This is a genomic window from Proteus sp. G2673 (assembly GCF_009915125.1).
Classification (GTDB): Bacteria; Pseudomonadota; Gammaproteobacteria; order Enterobacterales; family Enterobacteriaceae; genus Proteus; species Proteus penneri.
This window is the reverse complement of sequence record NZ_JAABLT010000020.1, coordinates 117,707-139,212: the sequence shown is the minus strand read 5'-3', so window position 1 is coordinate 139,212 and position 21,506 is coordinate 117,707. Positions and strand designations below refer to the sequence as shown.

Here is a 21,506-nt window from a genome sequence, read left to right as displayed (position 1 = left end):
TTAAACTCTACGACTAATACAACGCGTAAAAGCTTCTTTTATTGAGGCACCTAAATCCTCGTCACTACAATTGGTTTTTAATGTAATAATTGCACTATCGGGTATTCCCTCACCTACCCAATGATCCATACGTAAATGGTTTAGAGGACTAATAGTAATTTCATCATCTGTAAGCTCTAAGCTACATCTATTCATATTATTAAAAAGTGCTGTTTTATTTTTATAATCATACTCTTTGATTATTTTTTTTATCCAATCTTGATAAGTTTTTTTATCATTATACATTTGATGAAACTTATCTGAATTTCCTTTAATCTGTTCGCTCTTAATCAGTGCGACTTTTGCATAATAACCTAATTCTTCATCAAGAATATCATTAGGTAAAACTTTATAGCCTTTTTTTAGATCCATTATATAGATAGAGTGGCCAGAAAAAGTTAATAAAATATAATGAGCATCATTATAATAAACACTCGCTCTTAATTTATTATTTTTTAATTTAAACATATACTATTCCTCAATAATTGTAATATTAACTTTTATATTTTTTGATGATGCATTTTTGATAGAATCATTAATAGCATCCCATTGTTCTTTAGTGGTTTTTTCTGGAACTCCTAATTCTAATGTTTTTAACTTTACATCTTTTTTATAAATTTCTGTAGTTCCACGTCCATCACCATTATAACTATCTATTTTTGAAATATATGTATTTAATGTATTTTCTATTGATTTTGGATTTTTAATTCTTGAGGCTGTTTGGGTATTCAATGTCTTTACACTAATATATTCACCTGTATTACCATCATAATAGTCAAATGTTTTGGCGTTAAGATGTAATCGTGTCAGTCGTTTATTTGATAGACCAATGTAATTCTCAAATGTCATTCCTTGCTCTACTATTGTACCTTGGTACATCCATTGCATTGTGATTTTATTTCCTGATTTGTCAATAAAATAAATATCATTTATTGGTATAAACTGCGTTTTATTGGCATTAAAACTTATTGGACCATAAATTCTATTACCATTACGCCTAGTTATTGATGCACCTATTGCAATTACTGAAGTTAAGTTTTCAAGTGTTTTTTTATCCCATCCAGTAAATTTACTCGCATTTTCAATCCATTGATTTTTTGAAAATGTTTCACTATCTGTTAATTTATCGGCTTCAGTGTAAGTAAATAATTTGATTTTTTCATAACCACTAAATAAGGGATAATTTCCACCTATCCTAGTTTTCTCTTTTGTGATCCAATAATCTGAAAGTAATGAATCTTCCACATGTGTATATGGATATTTTTTCATTAAAGATTCATAATAATTTCTTTCAGATGAATCTAATGATTCTTGAGCAACGCAATAAACTTTTCGACAAGACGCAGCTAATAAGCGCTCTAATTTATTTTTATCTCCATTGGCTAATTTATTAATTGCTTTTGTTTCTTCTAAATGAAGTTGTCGATTATAACGTTCTACTAACTCTGCTGAATTAGCTGCACTAATAACGCCTTCCGCTTTACCTGTTGCTAGTAAACCAGCCAAAGCACCAACTAGACGGCTTCTCTGAGCTTGCTGTTCTCGCCACTGCTCTGTCTTAATTAGATTATCGTTGAGTGATATCGCCGCTATCTCTGCCGCCAAGGCGCCTGCTACTGCACCAGTAACACTGCCTCCTGCAATTTCTGCACTAATACCTGCAACGACACCATGACTTAACACCTTTCCCGCATGCCCTAATACGGCACCGTTATCACCAATTAGATTGGCACCTTCTGCATGGAATTGACTGCCAATATTGCTTAATAACGCGGTTTTAAAATTATCAATAAAACTACCGCCTTGAATTGCCGTACCCAGTGTTGAGCTAACAACTGAATGCGAGGCGACACGCTGTGCAACTTGATTCCATGTGGCATTATCAGTAAGCAATAACTTGCCTGTTGAGGGTAAAGTTCCTCCTTGGATTGCCTGATCCCAACCCATAAATTGGTCAAGACCTTGCAATGCCCCTGCAACCACCATACTTGTAACAATATATTTAGCGGTATCACTACGGCCGAGTGATTCAAGTGTTTTTGAGATATTACCTCGGTTTTCAGCTAAAGAGACAGTCGCTTGCGAAACTAAAGAAGCAAAACCTGCTTGTGCTGCAACCGATGCCGTTGAAGCCACGCTTGCTGAAGCCCCTGCCGCAATAGTAGCTTCACTTGCCATTCCACCAATGGTTGCCGCCGTGGCAGTACCGTAAGTTGCGACCCCTACCGCGATGGCAATAACGGCACCAACAACCGGATTTAATTGCTGAGTTTTATCATTCCAACTGGAATAAGTGTCTTTAACTAAATTCCAATTAATATTTTCTTGCTGTTGGAGAGCGTTAAGCCAAGCATATTCTGGTGTATTACTTAAAACAGTTAATGCTTGTTCTAGTGATTCTTTTTTCTTAGCCTTAATATCCGCAGATATGCCTTTTGGGGCATCAATTGTGAGCTTTCCGCCAATATAGAGTTCAGGTAACACCCATATTCCTTTGGTGTATCCCTGATCACGCTGAGTAATATAAATATCTTTTGAATGAGTAATAACTTGTTTAAATGCCGTATTTTTTACTGCTCTAAAATTAACTTTTCCTGTTTTACTGGTTAATTTTGCATTCTTAGCAGTTTCTAGTTTACTTGCTTCTAAGGTAATATCATCTTTAGCAAATAAATTAATATCGCCATTAGCAATAAATTCGGTAACTTTATTATTGGTATTATAAAATGTTTTTGTATATTTCTTTTTAGTAATACACAAAGTCCACCTATTACATTTTTTCTTTTCCTCTTCGTAATAACTCGACTCTTCCATTGCTTGCGCGTAAAGAAAACCACCTTTAGCGGCGATATCCATCTCTTTATTAGCAGTTAATCTTGATGCTTGAAATAAAATACTGCCTTCAGATAATAGAGTTAGATTATTACCACTATTAATTTCCGTACTTATTTGTTTGCGAAGATCTTCTAACTCAGAACCCGACTCTTTACGAAAATGTGTTTGCAGTGATCCCAATTGAATATTGCCACTACTTGAAATAGTGACATCACCCTCTGATTTAAGTGAACTTCCTTCTGTGATTAAAGTGCCTGATGACGCAATAGAAATACCTTTATTTCCCGTAATAGCAGATGTGGCATACTGAATATCTTGAGCATCTTCGTGAGGATCTGTAATAGCAGAATAAGCATTTGCACCCAGTTTTATATTTCTACCTGCTAATACAATGACTTTATCTTTTGAATTTAATACGGTTGAACTTAAGTCAATATCACGAGCGGCATTTAAAATAAGGTTATTGTCTGAAAATAACTTAGATTGTAATTGAGGATAATAAACATCACTAAAGAAAGGATCGGCTTCTTTTATTGATTTGGAGGCAAGGAAAATATCCTGTCCGGCATTGAAAGTTATGGCTTTATCACTATGATATTTTATTCCTTGACTGATAATATCTTTACCTGAAGTAAAAACGATATTGTTATTACTTTCCCAAACCCCCATGTTAATTAAAAAGCCCGGAATATATCCACTATCTCTAATAAAAGGTACTAAATTAAAAAGAAAAGATTCATCACGATTTATTTTAATATCTTCTAGTGCAGATAAATTTATTTCATTAGGTTTATTAACTATTACATTTGAAATATAAATATTTTTTCCAGAATGAAAATCTATTTTTTTAGAAATATCAATATATGGTGATTTAATACCTTTTAGAGTATAAAAGGTAGTGGGATTAAATAAATGACTAATATCTCCCTTTTTAGTTGTAGTAGAAAAATATTTTGCAGCTACATCTATATTCTCAAAATTTATAGCATCAGTCGCTGTCAAACTTATATTTTCATCAGCTAACAACTCTGAATTAGTTATATTTATATTTTCATCAGCAATAATAGATAAGGAATCTTTCGCTGTTAAATTTAAAGAAATATTCACATTATTAGCATTTAATAATATATTTTTAGCTAATATAGTATTTTCAAAATCTGATAATCCTCTGAATTTTTTTATTTCTTTTTCTAAAAATGGAAGTTTACGTTCTAAATCTATACTATTTTTAAAATCTAAAACTAAATTGTTACCTGCTTTTATTACATAGTCGGAAACATCATTTACAGAAAATTCATAATGACTACCCGTTTTCACAAAAGGTACGAAATGACTTACCTTATTAAACTTAGCTTCATCAAGCTTATATTTAATTATATCATCACGATAATAAAATTTAACATTATCATGAGAGTACATGTCCCATTTATTAAAATATCCAGAACGATAATAATATGATTTCGCATTACTGCCTGTTGCAATTAAATTATTATTTGCAACAATTCTAGATTGGTTATTAATAAACTCATTAGATTGTATATATAAATTATTCCCTGAAGAAATAACACTTGGAACATATTGATCACTTTTTTCAAAAAATGTGCGTTCTACATTAACTCCTCCATTACTTTTTAAATCTAAAATATCAAACCATTTTTTATCAGAAAAATCTTTTAATTCAGGGAATAAAATAACTAAAAGAAAATCATCCGTAGGACTTCTGGAAGGCAAGAGGAGATGATTACCGATATTTATAGAGAGATTAGAATCAGGCTCTTGTTGTATCTCTTTAAATAAAGGAGTAATAGATTCATTGACCAACTTCTTTGTTCTAATAATCAAATCACCATTTTCTGTTTTTATTGTGGCTGATTGATTTTCAATTAAACTACTAGGATCACCCTGCGCATTTTTTTGTATCCATAAATTATCTTTTGCCTGAATAAGTGCCTTTTCACCTTTATTAGTGAGTTTATCTGCAAATAAACGCATATCTTTTTCTGAGATAATTTCACTATGATTAGTTAATGTGTTAGATGCTAAAGTAATATCCCTTTTTGCTTTTAACTTTGCATTACTATTAATTTGTAGTTCTTTACTGCTAACATTAATATCTTGTTCAGATTGAATATTGCCATTAAAGGTAATTTTTCCATCAACCGTTAAATTCACACTATTTTTATTTGTTTGAATACCACTTAAATTAACGCCAACCCCTTTTTCTGTACTGACTAGCCTGATTTGGTTGGCATACATTCCACCCAGTGCTTTCGTATCAATAGAGATTGTTGGCTTTATGCCTTCTCCAATAAGGTTATTTACTGTTCCTTTTTCAAAATCAATACGGTTATTTCCTTGCATTAAAGAAAGGTTTTTAGCATTTATTTTCCCGTTTAACTCAATACTACGGCTAATAATGTCAGCATAATTCTGAGCTTGAAGATCTATACCTTGCGTGCCAATAACAACATCACCTTTTTTCACTTCTATTGCCGAATAAGCACCTTGAGGATTAAAAAGAGGTTTTCCTGTTGTGAGCGTAATTGCTGGAGTATTAATAAATGAACATTCATCACAAGTAATGCCATTTGGATTAGCAATTAAAACATCTGCTTGTTGTCCTGCAATTTCTAATTTACCTAATAATTTTGAACGCCCATTTCCCACCACTTCATTAATAATTAAATTAGCTGCATTACCTTTTAAATTGGTATTGGCATTCACTTGGTTGGCTAATTGTGTATTAACAGCGGTTGTTGCATTATTTAGTACAACACCTTGTTTGCCGACGTTAAAGGAGTGAAATTGATTATGAGAAATACCAACATTATTAGGTGTTGTAATATTAATAATAGGAACGGTATTTTGCTGACTTATTTTTATTGTTTTATCTGATGGAGTCATCGCAGAACTCCAAGCAGGGTGTAATGGATAAATAGCAGTTAAATAAATAATGCTATAGCCAATTAAGCGCTGTTTTCGAGAGATATCCTTTTCGTGCATATAAACCTCCAAACTTTAAATAGCAAAAGAAACAGACCAAAATAAAGACCAGTGATCGGGCTTTAATGATGTGGGATAAAACATAGGTTTATTAATTAATATCTGAGAGAAAAAAATAGAGTGATAAAAAGAAGCACCTATTGCACTTCCAATTATTTCACTCTTCTTTGTTTCATATTTATCTGAATGAGCAACACCATAATCAAGCGCAAAAATAAAATTCCACTTTCCTAAAAAAAAATTTATTGGTGATATATTGATTTCATTACGCCAATAAAACCCGCTATTCGCATTCAATTTTGATTCTTTATATCCACGAACTGCTTTTATTCCATCAATTGCTAGTTTTTCTATACTATAAAGATTATCTTGCGTATATTGTCCATAAAATGACGTAATATAGGAAAGTTTATTAAATAATAAATGTTGATAGCTTAAATTTATGCTTAGCTTTCGATAATGACTACGAGGTGAATTATCAGCAATATAATCAGGTGATGCCCCCCAAAAAGAAAGTCCTACTTCTATCATTGGATTAATCGTTAAATATCCTCTATCGAAATTTAAACTATATTCTGGGCTGAATAATAAAGAAGTTAATGTGGGGCTACTTATTAATAATTTTTGTTGAGCTAATTGTGTTTTTGCTTTTCTATGTTTTAATGTCCCCTTTAGGGTTATTCGTTGTTTATTATCACGATAGACTAAACGGCTAATATCAAATTGTTGATTTCTATTTTTGTTTTTATAACTATACTGAGCATTCTGACTTTGAAAAGGATAAGAGGATTGACTATGGGATAATTGATATTGATAAAACCAATAACCATAAGGAATATTCACACTTGCAGAATAAGAGCGAGAATAGTGAGCACGAGAAAAATCTATATTTGAACTTAGTGAAAAACCCCATTGTTCGCCCAATCCAAATAATGAATCTATGGTTGTAGTATTCGCTAATAGAATTTCACCTGTTGTTTTATCACCTGAATTATCAATGATTAATTGATTTTTAAAAGGCGTTTTTTTATTGTTTTGAACAATAAAAATAGAAGAATATCCCACTCTATCGCTTGGTTTTATATCTAATGTATATTGTGATGTTGTTAATCGATTAAGTTGTTCTAACCCATGTTCTAACTCTCGTAGATTTAAAATCGCCCCTTTAAATGAAGGAAAAATAATATCGACCAATCTAGAAGAAACACCATTGATAGAAATATCTTTTATTCTGCCTTCAATAATCTTTATTACTAATTTATGATTGGAAATCTCTTGCTCTTCAATTATTGCTTGTGATGTGACATAACCTTTTTTAATATAATTATGAGTAATTAATTCAGCTATCTTTTTTATCTTATTTGATGTTAAACATTGTTGTAGATATGGTGAAATTATTTTAGATTTACTTCTATGATCTAATAAATTGCTTCCTATAAGATCAATTTTATTAATAAGAAAGCAATTGTTATTTACACTTTCATTATTCAAAGAAAAACTATTTTTACTAAAGAGCAAAAGTACAAAGCAGAATAGGTGAATTTTTTTAAATTTATGCATATATAAATCATCCTTAAAAGATGTTTATATATTTACATAGGAAACGCATTTTAAAGGTTATCATTAAATAGTAGGTGTATAATACTTGTGGAAAACGTTCTTTCAGCAAATATTGACAAGTTTCTATTAACCCTATATTGCTAGATACTTAACTTGCACTTAGCTTACATTAAAAAAACAAGGCTAATAATAATGAAACACTTGCAACTCAACAAAACACAATTTCGCTTAAGCGATAAACTCTGTTTACAAATTGACAATTTAGTCATAAACGAAGGTGACAGTTGGGCGTTTGTAGGCAGTAATGGAAGTGGCAAAACTGCCTTAGCAAATGCATTATGCCAAGAAGGTATTTTGCTCTCTGGTGAGTTTATCAATACATTTTCTCGTCCAATTAGCCTCTCTTTTGAAAAACTACAAAAAATGATTGAAGAAGAGTGGCGTCGTAATAACACAGATTTATTAAGTGAAGGTGAAGAAGACACTGGCTTAACCGTAGCTCAAGTTATTCAAATGCAGGTAAAAGATGATGACAGATGCTTTTTATTAGCAAAACAATTTGGTATTGAATACTTGCTATCAAGACGATTTAAATATCTTTCTACTGGTGAGTCTCGGAAAGTATTACTTATTCAGCTTTTAATGAACAAACCAGATTTGATTATTTTAGATGAGCCTTTTGATGGCTTAGATGTTGATTCTCGCCGCGCTTTAAATGAGTTACTAACTCTATTACATCAACAAAATCTTACTATCATACTGATTTTAAATCGTTTTAATGATATTCCTGACTTTATTCAGTATGCAGGTCTACTAATTAATTGCGAATTAGTCGCCAACGGTGAGAAAGAACAGGTGTTATCTGACTCTGTAATAGGGCAATTATCTCACAGTGAAACGCTGGAAAATCTCACATTACCTGAGCAAGATCTACCAGATGCTATTCCTCAATTATCACCGACACTTTCCCCTATCGTGCTAAAAAATGGCGTAGTGAGCTATAACGACAAACCTGTTCTTCACCATTTAAGCTGGGAGGTAAAACCTCAGCAACATTGGCAGATTATAGGCCCTAATGGTGCAGGGAAATCGACGTTATTAAGTTTGATTACAGGTGATCACCCTCAAGGTTACAGCAATGACTTAACACTATTTGGCCGCAAAAGAGGCAGTGGTGAAACAATATGGGAGATTAAACGCCATATTGGTTATGTCAGTAATGCCTTGCATCAGAGTTATCGAGTTTCTTCAACAGTAAAGAATGTCATTATTTCAGGTTTTCATGACTCTATTGGCATTTATCAAGCGATTACAGATAAGCAGCTTAAACTCGCTGATGAATGGTTAGCGTTAATGGGTTTAACAAACTATGCCAATAGTCCATTTCATGCTTTATCATGGGGGCAGCAACGTTTAGTGTTAATTGTTAGAGCATTAGTTAAGCACCCTACTTTGCTCATTCTTGATGAACCACTGCAAGGATTAGATACAACGAATCGGCTCTTAATCCAACGTTTTATAGATATCATGATAAGCCACAGCAATACGCAACTTTTATTTGTGAGCCACCATCAAGAAGACGCGCCATCGTGCATTACTCATCGATTGACATTTATTAAAGAAGGCGAAATTTATCGTTACCAGCAAGAAATTTGTTAAATGTTGATTTTTACTGTCATAATCAGGGCAATGATTTTAGAAATTAACGGTAAACTTAGCTTTACTTTTTTATTTAAATTGACGCTTTTTTGCTTATTATTCGAACAATAATAAATAAAAAATCTGTCATTTTTGCGGACGTTATTTTCGTCTATTTTTTATACAAAACGGATATTTTGTTTTTTTACGCCGATCCCGCTAGATTAACAGCTTGAACGATTAAGCAAAAGGTGTGACAACTGTGCAATAATTCATCGAACAAACGACATTTTTGACTTAATCCCTCTTGTTTTGTCACTTATGTTTGGCGTTCTTGTCGATGATCCATATAATGATTGAAGTGCTGATTTTAAACTTATATTAAGAAAGTAATTATAGGAGTCTAAACTATGGCAGTAACTAAGCTTGTGCTAGTTCGACACGGTGAAAGTGTATGGAACAAAGAAAACCGTTTTACAGGCTGGACTGACGTTGAGCTGTCCGAAAAAGGCCGTAATGAAGCGCAAGAAGCAGGTAAACTGCTAAAAGCTGAAGGTTTTGCTTTTGACTATGCATATACTTCTGTTTTGAAACGCGCAATTCACACCTTGTGGAACATTCTTGATCAAGTTGATCAACAATGGCTGCCAGTTGAAAAAAGCTGGAAATTAAACGAACGTCATTATGGCGCTCTGCAAGGTTTAAACAAAGCTGAAACCGCTGAAAAATACGGTGATGAGCAAGTTAAACAATGGCGTCGTGGTTTTGCTATCACTCCACCAGAATTAACTAAAGACGATGAACGTTTCCCAGGTAAAGATCCTCGTTATGCATCTTTAACTGAAGCAGAACTGCCATTAACAGAAAGCCTAGCATTAACTATCGACCGTGTAACACCATACTGGGAAGAAGTTATCAAACCACGTGTTGCTTCTGGTGAGAAAGTTATCATCGCCGCTCACGGTAACTCACTGCGTGCTCTGGTTAAATACCTAGACAACATGAGCGAAGATGAAATTCTTGAGCTGAATATCCCAACCGCTGTACCTTTAGTTTACGAATTTGATGAAAATATGAAACCAATCAAACGTTACTACTTAGGTAATGCTGACGAAATCGCAGCAAAAGCAGCCGCTGTTGCTAACCAAGGTAAAGCAAAATAATTTTACTTTTATTTTGAGTTAGATAAAAAAATGCCACTTCAAAGTGGCATTTTTATACTCTAAATTTAATTATTACGCTTTATTTCGACGCGCCGCAACTGCATATGCTAGTTGGCGTAACAGTATTTCGGTATCATCCCAACCAATGCAGGCATCGGTAATGCTCTTGCCATAAACCAAAGGCTCGCCGCTTTCTAATGACTGGCTACCTTCCACTAAATGGCTTTCAATCATAACGCCAATTAATGCTTTTTCACCCGCACTAATTTGTTGGCAAATGTCAGCACCAACTTCCATTTGTTTCTCAAATTTCTTGCAACTATTGGCGTGACTGAAATCAACCATCACATTTTGTGGTAAACCGGCTTTTTTAAGCCCTTCTTTCACCGCTGCAACATGTTCAGCGCTGTAATTTGGCTCTTTACCACCACGTAAAATAATGTGGCAATCACTATTACCTGCTGTACGCACAATAGCTGAATGACCCCACTTAGTCACTGAAAGAAAACAGTGTGGTGATCCCGCCGCATTGATTGCATCAATAGCAACTTTAATGGTGCCATCTGTACCATTTTTAAAACCAACAGGACAAGATAAACCAGATGAAAGCTCACGGTGAACTTGTGATTCTGTGGTTCGAGCGCCAATAGCCCCCCAACTCATTAAATCAGCAACGTATTGAGGTGTTATCATATCTAAGAACTCGCCAGCAGTTGGTAAGCCACTATCATTAATCGTTAATAAAAGATTACGAGCAATGCGTAAACCTTCATTAATATCAAAAGTATGATCCATATGAGGATCGTTAATTAAGCCTTTCCAACCGACTGTTGTACGTGGTTTTTCAAAATAAACACGCATTACAATTTCAAGTTTATCTTTCAGCTCTTCTCTAATAAGACTTAAACGTTGTGCATACTCCAGTGCAGCTTTCGGATCATGAATAGAACAAGGTCCAATTACCACTAATAGACGATCATCTTTTCCTGCTAGGATTTGATGAATAGCTTCACGGGCATGACGAACTGTAAAAGCCGCATTATCAGTTGCTGGAAACTTTTCCAATAAAGCTACTGGCGGTAAGAGTTCATTAATTTGTGTTATTTTAAGGTCATCATTTTGATAATTCATTCCCGTGTATCCACTCTTTTATGTTATCTAGTCAATGTTATTATTGCTTTCCCAATCTAACCATTCATTTTCTATCTGTAAACACCCTTTCACCTTAAAGCATCTATAGTTATTTTTCTAAAAAATCGTCAAAAATGGAAATAGCGCACTTAAGCGAAATAATGATTCAAAATTGCGTTAAGGATAAGAATAAAAACAATGAATAGTAAAGCTGGCGAGAAAGATAACTCTGCCAGCCTTTTTTTTATTAGGAGAGATAATTATTTCTACTAGAGTGTTTTGCTGCTTTGATCCACAAACGAGAACCATTAATAGCGATAGCCAGTAAAATAATATATTCAACAGACATTGCATAAACACCTTGTTTGTAGAATATAACAATACTAATCACATTAATAACAGACCAAATTAGCCAGTTTTCAACTAATTTCCGTGTCATTAAGATCATCGCTACAATCGACAGGACGGTCATTGTAGAGTCCCAGAATGGGTAAGCATCAGGTTCAATCACTGGTGTAGCTAAGTTTGCACCAAAGACATTTAGTATATCAACAGCAACAACGGCTAAATAACCAAATACAGTATCAATATTAAAAGTCAAAGCGACAATAGCAGCAATTGAAACAATAATTAAAAAGAGACGATGGCTTGGTTTTAACCAACGAATTCTTAGTTCCGCTTGCTCAAAATCATTTACTCGGCTCCATGCATACCATCCATAAATATTGGCCGCAAAGAAGAAAATTTGAAGCAATAAACTCGCATATAACTGAATTTGGAAAAAGATAATGGCAAATAAGGTGACGTTAATCAGTCCAAATAAGTAATTAATAATTTTTTCCTGACTTGCAAGCCATATACACAAGAGACCTGCTATAGTGCCCACAGCTTCAATCCACGAAAGTGGGTACCCACCTTGTCCAAGTGGAATGTTGACTAAAATATTATTGATACTAAACCAACTCATGACATCCATTTTACAACCCCGACTTAATCATAGAAAAAAACAAAGAAAATATGGGTTATTGCGACATCTTTGCAAAGTAGTAAAGATATATTATAAATTCATATTTATAATGGCACTTAGTTTTAAATACTAAACATTATATTGTTTAACTATAAAAACAACAAAAAAAATGTTTTATACACTAAACAAATTATTCTGATCTACGCTTTAAACAATAAAAACGATAAATAACTTTATACCTTTTAATTATTAGAGAGAAATATGGAGCCAACAACACGCTTAATCGATCGCACACTATCTTTTGCTCTCCTCGATCCTAGAATTGAAGCTGTAATACTGACAGGATCATTAGGTCGTAATAAAAAGATAGACAGTTATTCTGATATTGATATAGAGCTTATCGGTTATGGTGCGACTGAACTCGCAAAAAACCAACATTGGTTATCACAATTTGGTGATAGCTTAGTTAACTTACAATTAGAGTGTGAAGATCCTAAAGGTAAACTTTGGCCTATTTATTTACATGTTTTAGCTCAAGGTCGCAAAATGGACATTATGATGGCAGAGCCTGAGCGTATTTTTAGCATGAAAACAGAGGGACTTAGCCCAGTTTACCAGCGTGGATACCAGATCTTACTTGATAAAACAGGTTTATGTGACGGACTTCCTGAAATTAGCACTATAACGCCACCTACGCTCACTAAAGAGCAAGCTTACAATAATGCTCAAGAATTCTGGTTTGAAGCGTCACAAGTCGCTATAGCCATTTTACGCCATGAGTTTTGGTTTGCTAATTATCGTATAAACGATATGCGTGAATGGCTAATCGAGTTACTTGAACAAGTTGCGCTAAGTACATCAACACAAGATGTGTGGTATCAAGGAAAAAATCTGAAAGAATGGCTACCTAAGTTTTATTCATTGCGTTCACTAGAAAGCACCTTGGCAATGAGTACACCTTATGAGTCAGCAGCCGCCCTTTCTGTTATGATGGCTTTTTTCCTTGATGCTTCGAAACAGTTAAACCATCCTATCGATACAGCCATTAAAACCCAAGAGCTTGTCAGTAATTGGTTAATCGATAATGAATTTTTGACTGAAAATGAATACACACAAATCACGTCATCAATTATTTGTCATTACTGATTTGAACATTATTACAAATTAAGACCTGATAGTTTTTTCAATTGGGATAAAACTATCTTCATTGCTTAATAAAGTGGTGAACTGCACTATCAAAAAATAGAAAGATAATAAACGTTATTTACTGTTTAAGAAATGATAGATATACAAGGAAGGGTTTGAAATGGTGGGTCGTGGGCGATTCGAACGCCCGACCAATTGATTAAAAGTCAACTGCTCTACCGACTGAGCTAACGACCCATTTCAATAAAAACGGATTGGTATTCGAAAATGGTGGGTCGTGGGCGATTCGAACGCCCGACCAATTGATTAAAAGTCAACTGCTCTACCGACTGAGCTAACGACCCTTTTTCGAACTCGCCACATTCTCTGTGGCAACGGCGGGTAATAATACTGATTTAATGTATTTGTGCAACGTTTTTTTTCAAAAAAACATTCAACCGTTGAAAAAACAATCATTTAACCCCGAAAATGCAACATTTTACATTACGGGGTCAATAATTAGAGTGTTCCTAGCTGCTTTTGCGCTAATTTAGCGCCAGCGCTATTTGGATATTGCTTAATCACTTGTTGGTAAACAGCTTTAGCATTATCCTTTTGCCCTTTCTCTTGCATAATTAAACCAATTTTATAAAAGGCTTCACTTGCTTTTTGAGATTTTGGATAGTTTTTAACAACAATAGCAAAGGTGCTTGCTGCCTGATCCTTATTACCTTTTAAGTAATACATCTGACCCAACCAAAATTGTGCATTTGATTGATAGCTAGATTTTGGATAGTTATTGATAAAGTTGTTTAATTCAACAATTGCCTTATCGTAATCTTTTGAATTCAATACGATATCAATTGCTGCATTATAATCAGCCTTCTCATCACCTTGCCCTGAATTAGTTGCCGCAGGAGATGTTGAAGAAGCAGTATTATCAGATTGGGTGGCTTCTGTTGATGTTGAAGCTCCACCACCAAGGCTATCTAATTGTTGATAGATATTGCGTTGGCGTTCAACAACTTGATTTAACTGATATTGATTTTCCTGAATTTGACCACGTAACATATCAATATCACGCTGAGAATCAGCGAGTTGTTGCTGTAATTGAGTCAAAAGCTGGCTGTGAGCATTTGAAAAACGCTCAAGTTGGGCGAGTCGTTCATCGGTCGAACCTGAACCGATATTACTGATTGGCGCTTGGGCAATAGCGGCTACAGGAGCCGCTACGCCAACCAGTAACAACAGACTCATCAAGAAAGGTCTGAAGTTACTGTTGTTCATGCCGTTCTCTTAGTAATCCAGTACTGCACGACGGTTTTTCGCATAAGCGGCTTCGTCATGACCCAGTACAGCTGGTTTTTCTTTACCGTAAGAAACGATTGACAGTTGATCAGCTGATACGCCTTTACCTTGCAGGTACATTTTCACAGCGTTAGCACGACGTTCGCCCAGCGCGATGTTGTATTCTGGAGTACCGCGTTCATCCGCATGACCTTCTACAGTGATACGTACTGAAGGATTAGCACGCAGGAATGCAGCGTGTGCATCTAACAGGTTAGCGTAGTCTGAGCTAATGTCATATTTGTCAAAACCGAAGTAAACGATGTTTTGTTGTTTCAGTTGTTCTAATTGCTGACGTGCTAATTCTTCAGCAGTAGGACCTTGTTCAACAACTGGTACATTGTTTGTATCAGTTTGATCGTCGTTTTTGTTTGAGCTACATGCTGCAACAGCAACGAGTGGTAATGCTAACATCAACCCTTTAAACACTTTGTTTAATTGCATCTCTATTTGTTCCTTTATTTGTTTGCCATACATAATTTTTATGCATCACATAAACGGCGACCAGGCAGGCGATTTAACCTGACCATCAGTCGCCGGAAGACGCGCTTTGAAACGTCCATCAGTCGATACTAGCTGCAAAATGGTGCCTAAGCCTTGTGTAGAGCTATAAATAACCATTGTGCCGTTAGGCGCGATGCTTGGCGTTTCATCCAGAAACGTATCTGTTAGATATTGTACGGAATTCGTTTCCAGATCCTGCTTAGCGATATGTTGCCTACCGCTTTCAGAACTCACCATAACTAAGAAACTGCCATCTGGGCTTACTGCAGGATTTTGGTTTTGTTTACCTTCCCACGTAATACGCTCAGGCGTTCCTCCGTTAATATTAACCTTGTAAATTTGTGGACGTCCACCTTGATCTGAAGTATAGACTAAGGTTTGTCCATCTGGCATCCAATTTGGCTCAGTATTATTACTTCTGCCATTGGTTACCTGTGTCATATTTCCACTGGCTAAATCCATAACATACAGATTTAAGCTACCACTCTTAGAAAGAGCAAATGCAAGTTTAGAGCCATCTGGTGAAAACGATGGTGCACCATTATGTCTTGGGAATGATGCTATTTGACGAATTTCACCTGTTGCTAATGTTTGTACCACTAAAGCAGATTGACCACTTTCAAAGGTCACATATGCAAGTTTAGCACCATCTGGTGACCATGCTGGTGACATTAATGGCTGTGATGAACGATAAACACGATCTTGGTTAAAACCATCATAGTCAGAAACGCGTAATTCATAAGGATATGCGCCACCATTAGTCACAACAACATAAGCAATACGTGTACGGAATGCCCCACGAATACCTGTCAGTTTTTCAAACACTTCATCACTGGCTGTGTGAGCAGAATAACGTAGCCATTTAGATGGGACCTTAAACTCGCTTTGAGATAAAACCGCGCCTGGAGAGCCCGCAACGTCAACTAGCTGATAGCTTACTAAATATTGACCATCCGCTGACGGTTGTACGCGTCCAACAACAACAGAATCAATCCCTAATGCAGTCCATAATGCAGGTTGGACTTCAGAAGCCGTGACAGGCTGTTGAGGTATACGTGATACATCAATAGGATTAAACTTTCCGCTATTACGTAAATCTGCTGCAATCACACCAGCGATATCTTCTGGCATTTGACCAGTGCCTTCCCATTTAAAAGGAACAACACCGATAGGGCGTGCAGTATTCACCCCTTGTGTAATTTCAATTCGAACTTCAGCGTTAGCCAGAGTGGTTACGCATAAAATTAAAAGCCCGAAGATAACATTTAATGCCTGCTTCATCATGTCTCCCTTTTATTATTGCGGTTATTACGCAATAACGCACAGAATAGTAACAAACGCTTTTCAACAACACCATACAACGCATCAATAACATTCTAAAATAGATATAAATTAGTGTGTGTTTTCCTACAATCAGACAGTTTTATGGTTTAAACTCAATTACTGATGATTTTACTTGTTCATAAACATCTTTCGGTGGCTTCGGTAATTTAGCGGTATTTGCTGCTCTTAATGCCACTTGACATAAAGAAGGGTCCCCCCCTACAACCTTCGCACTGATTAACAAGCCATCAGGTGCAATACTGACTTTTAGCTCACAAGTTCGCCCTTTATACAACTCAGGGTCAATAAACTTTTGCTCAATAGCCGTTTTTACTTGTCCAATATAAGTAGCAACACCTGCATTATTGGCACCAGTACGATTTCCACCGCCTTGACCAGCGGCGGCTGCACCACTTTGTTTATTACCATCAGCCATTAAACCATCAAGTAAACTATCTACTGCTTTACTTTGCTGTTGAGCTGCGGCTTTTGCTTTAGCCTCTGCTGCTGCTTTGGCTTTTGCTTCTGCGGCTGCTTTGGCTTTAGCGTCCGCTTCAGCTTTCGCTTTGGCTTCAGCTTCTGCTTTCGCTTTAGCATCTGCCTCAGCTTTAGCTTTCGCCTCTTCCGCTTTTTGCTTTGCGGCTAATTCAGCTTGTTTTTTCGCTTCAGCTTCTGCTTGTTTTTTAGCATCTGCTTGCTCTTTTAAAATGCGATCACGTTCAGCTTTTGCTTGCGCAGCCGCTTCTTCTGCAACCTTTTGTTCTTCTTTTGCTTTAGCGGCAGCTAATGCTGCTTCACGCTTTTGAGCCTCTGCCGCCTCTTTTGCTTGTAAACGTTCAACTTCTAACGTTTTCAAACGTTCTTGTTCTTTCATTTGCTGCTGACGCAACTCTTCTTCTTGTTGCTCAGCTCGCTCTTTACGCTCTTGCTCGGCTTTTTGGACGTTAGCTTGTTGCGCTTTTTGCTGATTATACTGTTGCACCACAGCATTAGGATCGACCATAATAGCATCAATAACTTGTCCATCAGATCCACCGCCACCACCTAAATCCCATTTCTGAGTTAACGAACCCCAGATAAGTAAGGCTATAACGAGTAAATGCAAGGCGGTAGACAAGATAACTGAACCGCTCAATTTACTTCGAATTGGCTTCGTTTTCTTTCCCACGCTATTATCCAAACTTATTTCAACCTAATTACATAGGTTGAGTCATTAAACCTACAGATTTAACACCTGCTTGACGTAACATGTTGAGCGCTTTAATTATCTCATCATAAGGAACATCTTTAGCACCGCCAATAAGAAATACAACTTTCGGATTTTTTTCCAGTTGTCGTTTAGCTTCAGCCATAATCTGTTCTTGTGGTAATAATTCTAATACTTCCTGATCAACACGAATATTGTATTGCCCAACCCCTGCCACTTCGACAATCACAGGAGGGTTATCACTACTTGAAACAGTTTGTGTCTCTGTTGCTTCAGGAAGATCAACTTCAACACTTTGCGAGATAATAGGTGCCGTTGCCATGAAAATAAGTAACAGCACTAATAATACGTCGAGCAAAGGAACAATGTTAATCTCTGATTTTACGCCTCGGCGGCTACTGCGACCCCGTGCCATCAGCTCTCTCCTTCTGCGTTAACTATTTCTTTTCTGCGGAGGCAAAAGCTTGGCGATGTAAAATCGTCAGGAACTCTTCCATAAAGTTATCGTAACTTTGTTCCAGTTTATTTACACGCTGCGTAAACCGGTTATAAGCCATAACTGCGGGGATTGCCGCAAATAAACCGATAGCTGTTGCAATCAACGCTTCAGCAATGCCGGGAGCAACCATTTGTAATGTTGCTTGTTTAACACTACCTAATGCAATAAATGCATGCATAATTCCCCATACTGTACCAAACAGACCAATATATGGGCTGATAGAACCAACAGTGCCGAGGAAAGGAATATGAGTTTCTAAAGATTCTAATTCACGATTGAAAGAAACACGCATTGCTCTTGATGCCCCATTAACAACTGCATCAGGAGCATGAACGCTTGCTTGATGCAAACGGGCAAATTCTTTAAAGCCAGAATGAAAAATTTGCTCTGAGCCAGATAATTCATCACGGCGAGCTTGGCTATCTTTATATAAACGAGCCAAATCAGTACCTGACCAGAATTTATCTTCAAAATCTGCAGCTTCACGATCGGCGGCATTCAGAACTTTAGTTCGCTGAATAATAATCGCCCAAGATGCAATAGAAAATCCGATTAAAAGCAACATGATCAACTTAACTAAAAGCCCTGCTTTTAGAAAGAGATCGATAACATTCATGTCAGCCACTACTTAAACTCCGCGATAATGGACTTGGGAAGCGCTACTGGCTTCATTTTTGATGAATCTACGCAGACAACAAGCACTTCTGCGCTACATAATACACAACCATCTTCATTAATAATCTTTTGAGAAAATGTCATTGAAGCACCACGCAATGTGGTAATTTCACTTTCTACTTGCAAAAGATTATCAAGTCGAGCTGGCGCAATATATTCTATTGATAATTTACGTACAACAAATACAACATGATCATACTCCCGTAAATCATGCTGATGAAAACCTTTTTCTCTGAGTAGTTCAGTTCTAGCGCGTTCAAAATATTTCAGATAACTGGCATGATAAACAACACCACCGGCATCAGTATCTTCATAATAAACACGAACAGGCCAAAGAAACTGCATATTACCTCCATTACCTTTCCCGAGTTAAGTCCATAAATAATGTAGCTATAGGTTATCTAACTATACTTAAGAGGTCGCTCTAAGGGAATCGTAGTAACGTAAAGAATAGAAAACGCAGTTTTCAGGCGCCAATCATAAACTCTTCTTTGCAACACGCAATATGCTTTGTGCTCTGAATAGAAAAAATATTTTTATTAAGACAGCATAAAAATGCTTGCTAATTAGAAATTCATAGATTGTTTAATTTAATAGTATTATTTTTAATGACAGAAAAAAACCAGTTAAAAACTGGTTTTATATATAAATCAATTAATTACTTACGATTGGAGTTTCATGAAGATAGTGCCATTGCCAACACTCATCATGAGAATTACGTCTCAATAACACTACAGATTCGCGCATAAGAATTTTCTTATTTTCACTGTGTATTTCTTGATATCTGACAAGCGCCAAACAATCTGACTGATAAATTATTTTATAATCTCTCGTTTGTATTTTCAGACCACGTCTTTTTCCTGCATTTTGTCTGAACATCGCGATAACGTCATCATAACTCACTGCTTTCCCACTGATCCCTACCATTGAAAACTCTTGAGATAAAAGGTTTTCTATTTTTGTAATGGCATCAACTGATAGTGGGTATTGTGTAAAAACTGTTTCAATCTCATCATGCAAAGATTTAATGCTTTCTATAATTGAGTCAGTATTAAAATTCATCTTGTGTTTCCTGTGTAATCACTTTTTTCTTTATTGTAAATAATAAAGTAAGAGGTAATATGCCTATCAATGCACATATTAAAAAGGTCATGCTATAAGCTGTTTGTGGTAAACAAAAAAGAGAAAGAATATTAAATAACATAGCAACCATAGTTGCCCCGATACTAAAAACAACTTGTCTATTAATATTCCAAATAATACTTGCTTGAACTAATTTTTGTGTACTAAAGTCATACAACGCTGTGGTTTGAGCGGTGTTAGCACCAATCCCCCCACCCACTCCGATAATTAGATAGGCAATAATCAGTAATGGAATATCTGTATTACTATTTACAAATGTTAATAAAGAAATACCAATACTGTGCAATAGCAATGCAATTATAAATAAATATTTCATACCTAATTTATTATAAAGTGCACCACTTATTGTCATTGAAATAAAAGCACCCAGTGCATACAACAACATGAAAAAACCTGTTCCTTGAGCAGTAAATTTTAAATATTGTTGTAAATAAAAAATAGCGAGAATATTCACCCCAGTAAAAACACCTGGAATACAGTAATAAATAAAAATAGAGAGTGATAGATTTCTATTTTTTAATAATGCTAAATTAATAACCGGCGATGAATGATGCCGATAATGGTAATAATAAAGTACAGCAAAATTTGTTGAAAGTGCGGCAATCACTAAGGCAAATAATGTTGAGTGATATTCACCATAAGCAGATAATGCGAACAATCCAGATACAATGATCAAACTAATAAGAATGATCCCTTTAATATCAGGTATAACATTTTCTTTAGGTAAAGGCTCTTTTACCCAGATAAAGGCCAGAAACGCAGTTAACAATGAGAATGGAATATTACTATAAAAAACCCAACGCCACGAAACAACATCAACAATAAATCCACCTAATGTCGGTGATATTGCCGGTGCAATCAAAGCTATCGCCATAATGATCGTTGATATTTTGCTTCTTTCATGTCCTTGAAAATATTGAAAAGTTAATGCTTGTCCGATTGGGATTAGCAGTCCACCACTCACACCTTGAATAAAGCGCCAAAAAATAAGTTCGCTGAAAGCGTGAGAATATCCGACTAATGCGACCGATAAACTAAACATCAACATTGACGTTACCATCAATGCTTTAATTCCAAAACGTTGAGATAACCAGTGACTCAAGGGAATAATTAATGTTAATCCCAGAATATAACTATTTGAAACCCATGTAACAGAAACGATAGAGATCTGCATATCATTGGCTATTGCAGGTAATGCAATGGCTGACATAAAAATGTTAATACAATCGATAAAAAAGCCCAGCAAAAATATAGATGCAATTCGATAGCGGTAAGTCATAAAAATCCTCCGCACATAGAGTACGGAATATTGACGAATTTCGTCTATCTGACAAAATAGAATTTATT

General features: G+C 35.5%; 17 protein-coding genes and 2 tRNA genes. 3 read left to right on the top strand and 16 right to left on the bottom strand.

The window, feature by feature from the left end; genetic code table 11:
- From GWI59_RS10675 to GWI59_RS10665, 3 genes are read right to left on the bottom strand one after another with little or no spacing between them, the layout of a single operon-like run.
- Entirely contained in the window at positions 1-507 is a 507-nt protein-coding gene (locus GWI59_RS10675) for a contact-dependent growth inhibition system immunity protein (protein WP_109847471.1), read from the bottom strand.
- Positions 508-510: 3 nt separating this feature from the next.
- Positions 511-5,877, bottom strand: a complete 5,367-nt coding sequence (locus GWI59_RS10670) for a DUF637 domain-containing protein (protein ID WP_161724616.1) — start codon at positions 5,875-5,877, stop codon at positions 511-513.
- A gap of 15 nt (positions 5,878-5,892) precedes the next feature.
- Positions 5,893-7,437 (bottom strand): ShlB/FhaC/HecB family hemolysin secretion/activation protein, encoded by a 1,545-nt coding sequence (locus GWI59_RS10665; RefSeq protein WP_161724613.1) that lies wholly within the window; start codon positions 7,435-7,437, stop codon positions 5,893-5,895.
- A gap of 192 nt (positions 7,438-7,629) precedes the next feature.
- On the opposite strand from GWI59_RS10665, the gene modF reads away from it, so the two are divergent.
- Positions 7,630-9,096, top strand: coding sequence for a molybdate ABC transporter ATP-binding protein ModF (modF, locus tag GWI59_RS10660; protein WP_161671367.1), 1,467 nt, complete (start codon positions 7,630-7,632; stop codon positions 9,094-9,096).
- A 389-nt stretch (positions 9,097-9,485) separates the two neighbouring features.
- Positions 9,486-10,238, top strand: a complete 753-nt coding sequence (gene gpmA / locus GWI59_RS10655) for a 2,3-diphosphoglycerate-dependent phosphoglycerate mutase (RefSeq protein WP_072062906.1) — start codon at positions 9,486-9,488, stop codon at positions 10,236-10,238.
- Between the two features lie 72 nt (positions 10,239-10,310).
- On the opposite strand, the gene aroG is transcribed toward gpmA, so the two are convergent.
- Both aroG and pnuC read right to left on the bottom strand, forming a co-directional pair.
- A complete protein-coding gene (gene aroG, locus GWI59_RS10650; RefSeq protein WP_161724610.1) occupies positions 10,311-11,369 on the bottom strand; it encodes a 3-deoxy-7-phosphoheptulonate synthase AroG in 1,059 nt (352 codons plus the stop codon).
- Positions 11,370-11,616: 247 nt separating this feature from the next.
- Positions 11,617-12,345: a nicotinamide riboside transporter PnuC gene (gene pnuC, locus GWI59_RS10645; protein ID WP_082147311.1), complete on the bottom strand. Its 729-nt coding sequence runs from the start codon at positions 12,343-12,345 to the stop codon at positions 11,617-11,619.
- 252 nt (positions 12,346-12,597) lie between these two features.
- On the opposite strand from pnuC, the gene GWI59_RS10640 reads away from it, so the two are divergent.
- Positions 12,598-13,482 (top strand): aminoglycoside 6-adenylyltransferase, encoded by an 885-nt coding sequence (locus GWI59_RS10640; RefSeq protein WP_161671366.1) that lies wholly within the window; start codon positions 12,598-12,600, stop codon positions 13,480-13,482.
- 161 nt (positions 13,483-13,643) lie between these two features.
- On the opposite strand, the gene GWI59_RS10635 is transcribed toward GWI59_RS10640, so the two are convergent.
- The 11 genes from GWI59_RS10635 to GWI59_RS10585 form a co-directional block, all read right to left on the bottom strand.
- Positions 13,644-13,719 (bottom strand) — tRNA-Lys (locus GWI59_RS10635).
- 31 nt (positions 13,720-13,750) lie between these two features.
- Positions 13,751-13,826, bottom strand: a tRNA-Lys gene (locus tag GWI59_RS10630).
- 154 nt (positions 13,827-13,980) lie between these two features.
- Positions 13,981-14,748, bottom strand: coding sequence for a tol-pal system protein YbgF (gene ybgF, locus GWI59_RS10625; RefSeq protein WP_072062909.1), 768 nt, complete (start codon positions 14,746-14,748; stop codon positions 13,981-13,983).
- Between the two features lie 9 nt (positions 14,749-14,757).
- On the bottom strand, positions 14,758-15,252 hold the full coding sequence (gene pal / locus GWI59_RS10620) for a peptidoglycan-associated lipoprotein Pal (protein ID WP_036912100.1): 495 nt from the start codon (positions 15,250-15,252) through the stop codon (positions 14,758-14,760).
- A 45-nt stretch (positions 15,253-15,297) separates the two neighbouring features.
- Positions 15,298-16,593: a Tol-Pal system beta propeller repeat protein TolB gene (gene tolB / locus GWI59_RS10615; protein ID WP_023581196.1), complete on the bottom strand. Its 1,296-nt coding sequence runs from the start codon at positions 16,591-16,593 to the stop codon at positions 15,298-15,300.
- Between the two features lie 142 nt (positions 16,594-16,735).
- Positions 16,736-17,803: a cell envelope integrity protein TolA gene (tolA, locus tag GWI59_RS10610; RefSeq protein WP_115065178.1), complete on the bottom strand. Its 1,068-nt coding sequence runs from the start codon at positions 17,801-17,803 to the stop codon at positions 16,736-16,738.
- Between the two features lie 28 nt (positions 17,804-17,831).
- On the bottom strand, positions 17,832-18,257 hold the full coding sequence (tolR, locus tag GWI59_RS10605; protein WP_023581195.1) for a colicin uptake protein TolR: 426 nt from the start codon (positions 18,255-18,257) through the stop codon (positions 17,832-17,834).
- A gap of 22 nt (positions 18,258-18,279) precedes the next feature.
- On the bottom strand, positions 18,280-18,966 hold the full coding sequence (gene tolQ, locus GWI59_RS10600) for a Tol-Pal system protein TolQ (RefSeq protein WP_036912094.1): 687 nt from the start codon (positions 18,964-18,966) through the stop codon (positions 18,280-18,282).
- Positions 18,966-19,361, bottom strand: a complete 396-nt coding sequence (gene ybgC / locus GWI59_RS10595; RefSeq protein WP_006537646.1) for a tol-pal system-associated acyl-CoA thioesterase — start codon at positions 19,359-19,361, stop codon at positions 18,966-18,968. The genes tolQ and ybgC overlap by 1 nt, the downstream gene beginning before the upstream one ends.
- Before the next feature lie 309 nt (positions 19,362-19,670).
- Positions 19,671-20,078, bottom strand: coding sequence for a DUF4440 domain-containing protein (locus tag GWI59_RS10590; protein ID WP_109847467.1), 408 nt, complete (start codon positions 20,076-20,078; stop codon positions 19,671-19,673).
- Positions 20,068-21,438, bottom strand: coding sequence for an MFS transporter (locus GWI59_RS10585; protein WP_161671365.1), 1,371 nt, complete (start codon positions 21,436-21,438; stop codon positions 20,068-20,070). The genes GWI59_RS10590 and GWI59_RS10585 overlap by 11 nt, the downstream gene beginning before the upstream one ends.
- Between the last annotated feature and the right edge of the window lie 68 nt (positions 21,439-21,506).